The 12,142-nt window shown below is 39.3% G+C and carries 8 protein-coding genes; 3 read left to right on the forward strand and 5 right to left on the reverse strand.

The features are described from left to right. The first annotated feature begins 136 nt into the window (after nucleotides 1-136). Entirely contained in the window at nucleotides 137-2,326 is a 2,190-nt protein-coding gene (locus tag JQM81_RS12595; protein WP_235234103.1) for an alpha-galactosidase, read from the forward strand. A gap of 45 nt (nucleotides 2,327-2,371) precedes the next feature. Here JQM81_RS12595 and JQM81_RS12600 read toward each other — a convergent pair whose 3' ends face one another. Both JQM81_RS12600 and JQM81_RS12605 read right to left on the reverse strand, forming a co-directional pair. Then, a complete protein-coding gene (locus JQM81_RS12600; protein ID WP_235234104.1) occupies nucleotides 2,372-2,872 on the reverse strand; it encodes a CarD family transcriptional regulator in 501 nt (166 codons plus the stop codon). Nucleotides 2,873-2,988: 116 nt separating this feature from the next. Further along, nucleotides 2,989-4,800 (reverse strand): ABC-F family ATP-binding cassette domain-containing protein, encoded by a 1,812-nt coding sequence (locus tag JQM81_RS12605; RefSeq protein WP_235234105.1) that lies wholly within the window; start codon nucleotides 4,798-4,800, stop codon nucleotides 2,989-2,991. A gap of 258 nt (nucleotides 4,801-5,058) precedes the next feature. Between JQM81_RS12605 and JQM81_RS12610 the strand changes: the two genes are divergently transcribed. After that, entirely contained in the window at nucleotides 5,059-6,198 is a 1,140-nt protein-coding gene (locus JQM81_RS12610; protein ID WP_235234106.1) for a glucose-1-phosphate adenylyltransferase, read from the forward strand. 1 nt (nucleotide 6,199) lies between these two features. After that, complete coding sequence (gene glgD, locus JQM81_RS12615; protein WP_235234107.1) at nucleotides 6,200-7,315, forward strand: glucose-1-phosphate adenylyltransferase subunit GlgD; 1,116 nt, start codon at nucleotides 6,200-6,202, stop codon at nucleotides 7,313-7,315. A 73-nt stretch (nucleotides 7,316-7,388) separates the two neighbouring features. On the opposite strand, the gene dsdA is transcribed toward glgD, so the two are convergent. The 3 genes from dsdA to ptsP form a co-directional block, all read right to left on the reverse strand. Then, nucleotides 7,389-8,711, reverse strand: coding sequence for a D-serine ammonia-lyase (gene dsdA, locus JQM81_RS12620; RefSeq protein ID WP_235234108.1), 1,323 nt, complete (start codon nucleotides 8,709-8,711; stop codon nucleotides 7,389-7,391). A gap of 33 nt (nucleotides 8,712-8,744) precedes the next feature. Next, nucleotides 8,745-10,127, reverse strand: a complete 1,383-nt coding sequence (locus tag JQM81_RS12625; protein ID WP_235234109.1) for an NCS2 family permease — start codon at nucleotides 10,125-10,127, stop codon at nucleotides 8,745-8,747. Nucleotides 10,128-10,271: 144 nt separating this feature from the next. Then, nucleotides 10,272-11,897: a phosphoenolpyruvate--protein phosphotransferase gene (ptsP, locus tag JQM81_RS12630; protein ID WP_235234110.1), complete on the reverse strand. Its 1,626-nt coding sequence runs from the start codon at nucleotides 11,895-11,897 to the stop codon at nucleotides 10,272-10,274. Nucleotides 11,898-12,142 lie beyond the last annotated feature (245 nt).

Consider the following 12,142-nt stretch of genomic DNA (forward strand, 5'->3'; position numbering starts at 1 on the left):
CAAATGCCGGGAACTGTTAAATCTGGCTCTTTCCAGATGCTGTCAATCAACAAATGTGATAATTGTTAGGGGAAAGCTTCTTAATGCAAAATTTACTCTTGACAAGAGGTCACTTCATAACAGCGAGGACGTATATATGGCAATTTTACTTGACGATACAAAACGAATATTTACACTACAGACAGACCATAGCATGTACCAGATGAAAGCCGACAGGTATGGAGTATTACTCCATACCTGGTTCGGCAATAACGGAACCTCTTTTGACTATTCTTATCTGATTACATACGAAGACAGGGGCTTTTCCGGGAACCCTTATGAAACGGAAAACGAAAGGACCTATTCCTTAGACGCATTGCCACAAGAGTATCCCGTCTATGGAAGCGGAGACTACCGCTCTACGGCATTAAAAGTCCGTTATCCTGACGGTTCCAATGCTTGTGAGCTTCGATACTACAGTTATCAGATTCTAAATGGTAAGTATTCTCTTCCTGGGCTTCCCGCTATCTATGCAACGGAAGACACAAAGGCAGATACCCTCATCATCACGTTGGAAGATACCAGACACTGTTTTTATGTTCATATATACTATGGAGTTCTTGAAAATCTGGACATTATCACAAGAGCAGTATGTATTGAAAATCACTGTAGTGATGATCTTTATTTTGAAAATATACAAAGTACTTGTGTAGACTATCTGCATGGAAACTTTAATTTTCATACATTCTATGGGCGACATGTAAAAGAACGCACGCACCAAAAATCTCCTCTGCAGCATGGCATTCAGTCCATCGGAAGCACCCGTGGAACTTCCAGCCACCAATACAATCCTTTCTTCATTCTGTCTGAGCAAGACACAACGGAAGATACCGGTAATTGTTATGGATTTTCACTTTTATACAGCGGAGATTTCTCAGGCCTTGCAGAATATGATCAATATGATCAGACACGGATTCTCCTGGGCATTCATCCTGATAATTTTTATTATTGTATAAAACCCGGTGAAAAATTCTATGCACCCGAAACTGCTATGGCTTTTTCTGACTGTGGGCTTGGCAATCTGTCGCATATCTATCATAAAGCATACCGCAATAATCTATGCCGAGGCAAATACAAAACAGCTAGACGACCGATCCTTCTGAACAGCTGGGAAGGCGTGTATTTTGATTTTGACGGGGATAAATTAGTCCAGATGGCAAAAGATGCTTCCGAACTAGGCGTCGAGCTCTTCGTCATGGATGACGGATGGTTTGGCAAGCGCGACCTGGACGTCTCCGGACTAGGTGACTGGCTCGTCAATGAAGAGAAATTAGGTTGCACACTTGGCGAGCTTTCTGAGCGGATTCACAAATTAGGCCTGAAATTCGGCATCTGGTTTGAACCTGAATGTGTCAACGAAGACAGCAATCTATACCGCGCACATCCTGACTGGGCTCTTCAGGTTCCTGGTAAGGCGCCTTGTCGTTCTCGATACCAGTTGGTACTGGATTTCTCCCGGGAAGATGTCCGGGATTATATTTTCACTCATATTTGCCAAGTTCTGGATTCTGCCAAAATTGAATATCTGAAATGGGATTTCAACCGCAGTATTTCTGATATATACAGTGCTAAGCTTCCCGCCAAAAGGCAGGGAGAAGTCGCCCATCGCTATATTCTGGGCTTATATGATATGTTGGAAAAACTGATTCAGCGTTATCCTGATATCTTGATTGAAGGATGCAGCGGAGGAGGCGGACGATTTGATGCCGGAATGTTATATTATACACCGCAGATCTGGTGCAGTGATGATACAGATGCTATTGAACGCCTCAGCATCCAATATGGAACTTCTTTCGGTTATCCTGTCAGCACCATGGGATCTCATGTTTCAAAATGTCCTAATGAGCAGACTGGGCGCATAACTCCTCTGAACACCAGAGCAACTGTTGCTATGTCAGGAACTTTTGGATATGAATTGGACGTAAATCAAATGTCCGATGAAGAAAAAGCTCTTGTAAAAGCTCAGATCAAAGAATTCAAAAGCTATGATTCTTTAATCCAGAATGGTAATTACTATCGGCTGACAGATCCCTCAGAAGCCCAAAGCTATCATAGCTGGGAATTTGTTGCCGAAGATAAAAGCGAGGCCCTTCTGTGTATTGTATCTTTACAGATTCATCCCAATGGTCCTGGAAATTATATCAAATTAAAAGGACTGGATCCGCACAGTGCTTATCTGATCGATGGGAAGAAATATCCTGGAGATGTACTGATGAACGGCGGACTTTTGCTTCCTTTTGCCAAGGCAGAATACGAAAGCTTCCGCATTCATATTACCAGATGTTAAAAAGACTGCCTGAATCTCAAACAGATTCAGGCAGTCTTTTATTTCTTATGCTCCTACATGTTCTACAATATAGCTTTTCACTTTTTCTTTTGGCATTCCAAGAGCCACTGCCAACTCTCCATACAGGAAAAATTCTGCAATATTCAAATACTTATCATCGACATTAATTGCTTTCTTACCAGATGCCAGACGCTTCATCTTACGCAGATAAGAAGTCTTGATGATTGCGACCCATTCCCTGCATTCATTTTTTAACAATGCTTCTTTGTATAATGCTTCTCTTCGCTTCTCATCAGGCACCCACAGAGTGTCAACATTAGGCATATCGCCAATTAATGCATGTGCATCTTCTTCTGTTATGATCTTTCTGATTTGATTTTTCTCATTATCTACAGGTGTATAAAGTGTTCCGCCAGCATCATATAAGGGCTTCAATGTATAATATTTTTTCTTCTTATCTGAGCAGCTTATATCCAATTTTCCAATGGCCGTTACCTCGCAGACACCTTCTTTATAATGTGCTACGTAATCTCCTATCTCAAACATATTTACCTCCTGTCTGGAGTTATTTTTAAGTCTCTGATACATAAATATTATATCATGCTCAATTTTTTGATGTAAGAAGATTTTTACAAAACTTGCCTGATTTATCGTTCAAAAAACTATTGTATCTGCTTAATCTGCTCGTTCAGATCATTTAAATATACCCAGCGGTCCATCTTCTCATCCAATGCCTGCTCTATCTGTTCTTTCTCCTTCAACAGATCATTTAATCTGGAAGAATTTGTTACATTCTGTGCAATCTCCTGATCCAGTTTTTCTATTTCCCCTTCTAATTCTGCAATATCATCATCAATAGATTCAAATTCCTTCTGTTCTTTATAAGTAAATCTTATTTTCTTTTCATGCTGTTTCCATGCATCTTTGTTCGCATCTTTATCAGCTTTCTCAGCTTTTCCGGCAGACACTTTTTCTTCTGGAACAGCTTCTAATTCCTTACGAATCAGATAATCTGAATATCCTCCTTCAAACTGACGAATCTCTCCTTCTCCCTCAAATGAAAAAATTCGATTTACCGTGCGATCCAGAAAATATCTGTCATGAGATACAATAATGATAATTCCGTCAAACCGATCCAGGTAATCTTCCAGAATTGTCAACGTCTGGATATCCAGATCATTGGTAGGCTCATCCAGAATCAAGACATTCGGAGAGCTCATCAGCACACGAAGCAGATACAGTCTCCGCTTCTCCCCTCCCGAAAGCTTTTCAATTCTGGACCACTGCATAGCTCCGTCAAACAAGAAATTCTCCAGCATCTGTGAAGCAGTAATCTTTCCTTCTGGAGTCGTAATATATTCCCCGACTTCCTTTACATAATCAATCACTTTCTCAGAATCATCCATATATTCATTTTCCTGTGAAAAATAACCTACCCGGATTGTCTGTCCCATCTCTACGGTCCCTGTATCTGACCGGATAATTCCATTGATAATCTTAAGAAGCGTTGTCTTTCCACAGCCATTAGGACCAATGATGCCAATTCGGTCATTTTTCAAAAAAATATAATTATAATTCTTAATTAAGATTCTCTCTCCATATGACTTAGAAATATCAGATAGTTCAATCGTCTTATTCCCCATCCGTGAAGCAACAGAACTCATGGAAACTCTCTTTTCCTCCTGAATATCCTGAATCTCCTGCATTGCTTTTATACGGTCAATATGGGCTTTTTGCTTGGTACTTCTTGCTCTTGCTCCCCGACTTAACCATTCCAATTCTGTTCTGAGCATGCTTTTCCGCTTTCGTTCCGTTGCAAGTGCCATATTTTGACGTTCTTCTTTTAAACGCACAAATTCTGAATAATTCCCCGGATAACTGTATAATTTCCCATTATCTACTTCTACGATCCTATTTACAACACGATCCAAAAAATAACGATCATGTGTGACCATCAAAACTGCTCCTCTGAACTGAATCAGATATTCTTCCAGCCATTCAGACATTGCATTATCTAAATGGTTTGTAGGTTCGTCTAACACCAAGATATCTGCGGATGTTAAAAGTGCATTTACTAGCGCAATCCGCTTCTTCTGACCGCCTGACATATGCTCTATCTTCTCATCATATTCCGTAAATCCCAACTGATTTAACATCGCTTTTGCATCTGCTTCGACGGTCCACTGATTCATTTCATCGATATTTCCTTCTACTGCTGCTTTTAATACGGTCGTTCCACTTTCAAATACCGGAGTCTGTGGAAGGTAACATATCTTCACTTGGCTCCTCATACTGATTTTCCCAGAATCATAAGGTTCGATACCCGCTACAACTTTCAGCAGAGTTGATTTCCCCATTCCATTAATTCCGATCACTCCGATTTTTTCATTCTCGCTAATACTAAATCCTATATCGTTCAAGAGGATTCTATCGGTGTAAGATTTGATAATATGCTCCATCGTCAGTAAATTCATACTTTTTCTTCTCCACTATTCTTTTAATTCTCATTTTAATTGTCAGTATATCTGAAATTATAATCAACTTCAAGATATCAATTCTTTATGCAAATCTCTAAATTACACATTAATTTGAAAATCTTTCTCAGATATTCCATTTCAATCAAAAAAATTTTACGAATTTTGCATATTTTTGATTTAAAATATGGAAAGAATTCACAAAAAATTGTATAATATTTAATAACATGTAACACAAATGGAAAGAGAGGACTCACTATGAAACAAAACAATATGTTAGCGATGATTTTAGCTGGTGGTCGGGGGTCTCGCTTGCATGAATTAACCAACAAAGTTGCAAAACCGGCCGTTTCATATGGTGGTAAATACCGCATCGTTGACTTCCCATTAAGTAACTGTGCAAACAGTGGTATTGATGTTGTCGGAGTATTGACACAGTATGAATCTATTCTGCTGAACAGTTATGTAGCTGCCGGTGGTCGCTGGGGTCTGGATGCAAAAGACAGTGGCGTATATGTACTTCCACCACGTGAGAAAGCAGATGCCAATCTGGATGTATATCGTGGAACTGCAGATGCTATTTCTCAGAATATCGACTTTATCGATACCTATTCACCGGAATATCTCCTCGTTCTTTCCGGTGACCATATCTACAAGATGAATTATGCCAGAATGCTTGCTGCTCACAAGGAACATAATGCAGACGCAACTATCGCTGTAATCGAAGTTCCAATGAAAGAAGCAAGCCGTTTTGGAATCATGAACACCGATGAGACCGGACGTATTGTAGAGTTTGAAGAAAAACCAGAGCATCCTAAGAGCAACCTTGCTTCTATGGGTATCTATATCTTTAACTGGAAGCTGCTTCGCAAACTGTTGGTTGCTGACATGAAGAATCCAGATTCTAATCACGATTTTGGTAAGGATATCATTCCACAGCTCCTGAATGATAATAAAACTCTTTATGCTTACAAATTCAAAGGTTACTGGAAAGATGTAGGAACCATCGATTCTTTGTGGGAAGCAAATATGGATCTTCTGGACAAGAATAACGAGCTTGATCTGAATGATCCGACATGGAAGATTTATACGGAAGATGTTACAACTTTGCCTCATTATATCGGACCTGATGCCGCAATTAAACGTGCATTTATTACTCAGGGTTGCAGAATCGAAGGTGAAGTAAAGAATTCTGTCCTGTTTACCGGTGCAAAAGTCGGAGCAGGTGCCAAGATTATTGACAGCGTACTAATGCCAGGCGTTGAAGTTGAAGAAGGTGCTGTTGTCACACGTGCACTTGTTGCTGACGGAATTAAGATTGGAAAAGGCGCTGTTGTCGGAAGCGCTGACAGCGAGCACATTGAGCTTGTTGCAAAACGTGTAAAGGGGGTAGAATAATATGTGTGATGCATTAGGTATTGTTAATTTTTCCGGAAATCACATCTGGGTAAATGGATTGGAGGACTATCGCCCGATTGGTGCATTCTCTTTCTTAGGAAGATACCGTGTGATCGACTTTCCTATCTCTAACATGAGCAATAGTGGAATTGACCGTATTCAAGTATACATTAGAAGAAAACCGCGTTCCTTGACTGAACACCTTGGAACTGGACGTCACTATAATATCAACTCCAAGCGTGGTAAATTACATATCCTGTTCACTGACCCAAAAGCAGAAAATGATTTATATAACACTGATATCGCTGCTTTTTCAGAAAATATGGAATGTATTGAACGGGCACATAATCCTTACGTAATTATTGCCCCAAGTTATATGGTATATTCTGCTAATTTTGATACTCTGCTTAAAACACACATTGATTCTGGAGCAGACATTACATTACTATATCATTCTGTAGACAATGCCAAGGACTCTTTCCTGAATTGTAATACTTTGAATTTAAACCGACAGAAAGGTGTATTGTCCCTGGAACCAAATCGTGGAACTGCAAAAAACAGAAACATTTTCATGGATACATATATTATGAAAAGGGAACTGTTTATCGATCTGGTGAAAAAAGCAAAATCTATTTCTTCCATGTATACATTAGCAGATACTATTAATTATGCATGTAATGAACTGGATGTACGTGGCGTTTCCCATCGTGGATTCTTTGCATCTATTACAGACCTGAACAGTTTCTACAATGCAAATATCTCTTTGATTGATTTTAAGACAGCAACAACTCTGTTTGATGAAGACTGGCCGGTATATACCAGAACAAACGACTCTTGCCCAACACAGTATTTTGAAACGGCAAATGTTAAAAATTCCGTTGTATCCAATGGATGTCTGATTGAAGGTACCATTGAGAATTCTGTAATCGGACGTGGATGTATAATCAAGAAAGGGGCTGTTGTCAAAAACAGTGTTATCTTACCAGGCACACAGATTGGCGAAGATATCACCATTGACTGCCAGGTAGTTGACAAGCATGCTAAGATTATTCATGCAAAAGAGATTATCGGAACACCTGATAATCCTGGTTATATCCGTCGTGAAGATGTTATCTAAAACTTTATTCTAACTAATATAAAGAAAAGCGTATTCATTTTTCTGAATACGCTTTTCTTTATATTTCCCTGTTCTAATCAAGATATGTCTTCTTGTATTCTTCCCGAATTTCTTCTGGCACCAGGCTTCCTCCTGTCGCCCATACAATATGTGACGATTGATCCATCTTTTCAGACAGATGATGTATTTCCACATATTTTTTGGTTTCTTCATATTGCATTAATTTTAACAGACCTTCAAATGCTGCACAAGAACTTGGTTCAATAAAGATATCCTCTGTCCTACAAAGTGCACGCATATATTCATATAACCACTTATCTTCTACTGTAAACTCCCCACTTAATAGTGGTTCCATTACCTTTCCGACAAAACCTGAGGGACGGCCTACCGCCAGGCCATCTGCATGTGTAATACCTGTCAAACCAACATCCTGTACACAGATTGCATTATGAAGTCCCGTTGTCATTCCAAGAAGCATACACGGAGCCTGTGTCGGCTCCACAAAGAAAACATGTGCATTATCTCCCCAAAGCTCCTTTAATCCAAAAGTAATTCCTCCTGGAGCCCCGCCTACACCACATGGAATATATACAAACAAAGGATGTTTTTCGTCCACAACAATCTTTTGTTCTTCCAATTGTGCTTTCAATCTTTTTGCCGCGACTGCATATCCCAGGAACAAGTTTTTTGAATTTTCATCATCTACAAAATAGCTTTTCGGATTCGCGTCTGATTCCTTTCGCCCATTTTTTACCGCTTCACTATAATCAGAGTCATACTCGATAACCTGTACACCATGACTTCTCAACAGCTCTTTTTTCCACTGCTTTGCATCCGCTGACATATGCACGATTACTCTATAACCTACAGCCGCACTGGCTATGCCTATACTCAGACCAAGATTGCCCGTAGATCCCACTTGTATCGTATACAGACCAAAAAATTCTCTGCACTCTTCTGAAGCCAGTTTTGAATAGTCATCCTCTGGCGTAATCAATCCTGCCTCCAATGCAAGTTCTTCTGTATGCTTTAAAACTTCATAGATGCCGCCTCTGGCTTTAATGGAACCTGCAACAGCAAGATGACTGTCCTGCTTCAAAAAGAGTTTTCCCTGAATGGCATCTCCATAGGTTTCATTCAGATAATCCTGCATTGCCGGTATCGGTGTCAAGACAGATTCAATGACTCCCTTTGTTTCTATTGTTTCCGGGAAGCTCTTCATAATAAACGGTGCGAAGCGCTGCAGTCTCGCTTCTGCATCGTCAATATCTTCCATCGTGATTCCAAGTGTATCTTTTGCTTCAATCCATGATTGTAATTTGGGATTCACCCAGCCAACTTCTCTGGCAGCAGCAATCGCTCTTACAATCGGCATCTCCAAATACTCTTTTCCCATATTATGGCCCCGCAATTCTTCTTCGCTTCTATCTTATAAGAACAGATATTTTAATATGAATAATACTGCTAACACATACATTAATGCACTGATTTTTTTCTCTTTTGTCTTTCCTGTTACAACATTCAGTACTACATATGAGATAACTCCCATAGAGATACCTTCAGAAATACTATAGAAAAATGGCATTGATGCGATACAGATATAACATGGCAAAGCTTCTGCAATATCACTAAAATCAATATTTACAACATTCGTTAACATATAGAACCCAACAACAATCAATGCCGGCGCTGTTGCAAATGAAGGAATTGCCAAAAAGATTGGTGACAAGAATAATGCAAGGCCAAACAAAATTGCTGTGGTTACTGCTGTAAGTCCTGTTCTTCCTCCTTCAGATACGCCAGACGCGCTCTCAACAAATGTTGTTGTCGTAGATGTTCCAAGAACTGCTCCTGCTGTCGTAGCAACCGCATCTGCAAGAAGTGCTCCTTTAATGCGAGGTAACTTCCCATCTTCATCCAGCATATCTGCTTTCGAAGATACTCCAATCAAAGTTCCGATTGTATCGAACATATCTACAAATAAAAATGCAAAAATAACAACAACAAAATTCAAAGAGAAAATACCGCTAAAATCAATTTTTGCAAAAATCGGTGCAATACTTGGAATCGATAATCCGCCGCTGAAGTCTGGAAGCAATCCATAGAATCCTAATTCTGGATTCGGGACATACAAACCGGCAAACTGACAAGCGATTCCAAGAACCCATGTGATCAGAATTCCCCAGAGAATATTGCCCTTAACATTCTTAATAACAAGAATACCAGTAATAAGAATACCAAGAATTGCAAGAATAACCGTAATTCCTACGTCATTAAATGTAGCTTCTACCCCATTCACTGCATTATACTCATCCAATGAAAATAACTGCAGAAGTGTAGCACCTCCAATTACAATATTCGCATTCTGCAGACCGATAAACGCAATAAACAAACCAATACCAACGCTGACTGCTGCCTTCAGATTCTTTGGAATAGCATTAAAAATCGCCTCACGTACATTCGTAAGAGAAAGTATAATAAACACAATACCTTCTACAAATACCGCTGTCAGTGCAATCTCCCAGCTATATCCCATTCCCAGGACAACTGTATATGCAAAATATGCATTCAATCCCATACCAGGTGCCAATGCAAATGGATAGTTTGCAAAAATGGCCATCAACAATGTACCGATCAAAGAGGCAAGTGCCGTTGCTGTAAAGACAGCTCCCTGATCCATTCCTGCTGCAGATAAAATACTTGGATTTACAGCAAGAATATAAGCCATCGTCATAAATGTTGTAATACCAGCAACGACTTCTGTTTTTACGTCTGTACCATTTTCACTTAATTTGAAAAACTTCTCTAACATCTTTCTCCTCCTTTGTTTCTCTCATTCGACAAATTAATAACATATATTATTCTAGCAAAATAACCGGATAAAGTAAATGAATTTAGAACAAAAAAGAATCACTGCAAATATCTTGTGACATTACAGTGATTCTTATTCTCTATGTTATTGAATTTCCCTTATCTTCTTGCGAAGGCTAAGTACCTGATTCGGAGCCACCGATAATTCATCAATTCCTATCTGAATAAAATACTCTGTCATCTCCAAATCCGCTGCCAGATCTCCACAGATACTGATATGTTTTTCTTCCAGATGAACATTATTTGTAATAATACGAATCATCTTCAGCAATGCCGGATGATGTGGATCATAATATCTTTCCAGTTTACTGTTCAGTCTGTCCATACCAAGCGTAAATTGTGATAAATCGTTTGTCCCGATACTAAGGAAATCAACTTCCCGCGCCAGTTCTCCGCTAATCATAACCGCTGCTGGTGTCTCAATCATGACACCGATTGGAATTTCTTCATTGAATGCTGTCTTCTCATTGCGTAGTTCCTTCTTGGCTCTTCCAATCATTTCTTTTGCCATCGTCACCTCTTCAATCGATGTGATCATTGGAAGCATAATAGAAATATTACCAAACGCAGAAGCTCTTAAGATTGCCCTAAGCTGTGTCTTAAATATCTCTTCTTTATCCAGCGATACACGAATACCTCTATATCCAATTGCCGGATTATCATCTTCCCCGAGATCCAGACACTCTGCCAACTTATCCCCGCCAAGATCTGCAGTCCTTATAACTACCTTCTTAGTCCCCATAGATTCAGCTGCCAGCTTATATACCTGGAACTGCTGCTCTTCCGTCGGAAGCTTCGTTCCATTTTCCATATATAGAAACTCACTGCGGAACAAGCCAATTCCTCCCGCATCGCAGCGTAATACATTTTCGACATCTTCTTTTGTTCCGATATTCGCACAGACATCTATCTTCTGACCGCTCTGGGTAATATTTTCTTTTCCTTTCAGGCGTTCCAGATTCTGTACATGTGTATGGTTAGCATCTTGCTTCTGCTTCATCTTTGTGATAGTCGTATAATCCGGTTCAATATAGACCTTTCCTTCGAATCCATCTACAATAATGGTCTTTCCTTCATAATCTTTTTTCAAAGCTTCTCCAAGTCCTATAACAGAAGGAATCCCTTTGGTTCGTGCCAAAACTGCCGTATGAGAATTAATCGTTCCATATCTTGTTACAAATCCCAGGACCTTTGTCTTATCCAGCTGAACAGCTTCACTCGGATATAATTCCCCCGTTGCCAGAACAAACGGTTCATCCGTCAGCATCTTATCTTTCCATATTCTGGAGAGAATACGCAGAACTCGATTTGCCACATCCTTCACATCTGCATCATGCCCTTGTATGTAAGACTTCTCACTTGTCGATGCTGTCGAAAGAAAACTTTCTACTGCACTCTGAATTGCATATTCTGCATTCAGCTTCTGCTCTACGATGATATTCGTTATTTTATCTTTTAATTCCTGATCTTCCAGTATCATTTGCTGCATCTCAAAAATTGCGGCATTTGCTTCTCCTACTTCTTTTGACGCCATGTCATACAAATTCTCTAATTCAAATACTGCCTTCTGACGAGCTTTTTGAAAACGCTGCACTTCCTTCTCAACATCTTTCACATAGATGCGACGAATTTCTTTTGAATCTCTTTTATAAAAAGATAGTTTACCTATAGCAATTCCTTCAGATACCTTTTTCCCCGTTAATGTAATCATATTTTTTCCCTCTACGTTTCATTTACAGCTATAGAAGCTTTCAATCATGCAATTATACTTTACACGCTTCCGTTCATTTCGTCAAGAGACTGTTATCCCTCAACATTTCCAATTCTTTCATGCAAAATATCTATTAATTATTATACCGAAAAATGATACATGTAACAATTTTTTTCGACACTTTTTGTAAAAAATATTGAAAATAATTTTAAATGCATTGACTCTTTTATAAATATGTGCTAATC

It is taken from the genome of Faecalicatena contorta, assembly GCF_021531895.1.
Lineage (GTDB): Bacteria > Bacillota > Clostridia > Lachnospirales > Lachnospiraceae > JAFBIX01.

What these genes read in the sequence shown, in the direction of transcription:
- JQM81_RS12600 (WP_235234104.1), bottom strand. Translation starts at nt 2,872, where the DNA reads ATGTTTGAGATAGGAGATTACGTAGCACATTATAAAGAAGGTGTCTGC.
- JQM81_RS12605 (WP_235234105.1), bottom strand. Translation starts at nt 4,800, where the DNA reads ATGAATTTACTGACGATGGAGCATATTATCAAATCTTACACCGATAGA.
- dsdA (WP_235234108.1), bottom strand. Translation starts at nt 8,711, where the DNA reads ATGGGAAAAGAGTATTTGGAGATGCCGATTGTAAGAGCGATTGCTGCT.
- JQM81_RS12625 (WP_235234109.1), bottom strand. Translation starts at nt 10,127, where the DNA reads ATGTTAGAGAAGTTTTTCAAATTAAGTGAAAATGGTACAGACGTAAAA.
- glgD (WP_235234107.1), top strand. Translation starts at nt 6,200, where the DNA reads ATGTGTGATGCATTAGGTATTGTTAATTTTTCCGGAAATCACATCTGG.
- ptsP (WP_235234110.1), bottom strand. Translation starts at nt 11,897, where the DNA reads ATGATTACATTAACGGGGAAAAAGGTATCTGAAGGAATTGCTATAGGT.
- JQM81_RS12610 (WP_235234106.1), top strand. Translation starts at nt 5,059, where the DNA reads ATGAAACAAAACAATATGTTAGCGATGATTTTAGCTGGTGGTCGGGGG.
- JQM81_RS12595 (WP_235234103.1), top strand. Translation starts at nt 137, where the DNA reads ATGGCAATTTTACTTGACGATACAAAACGAATATTTACACTACAGACA.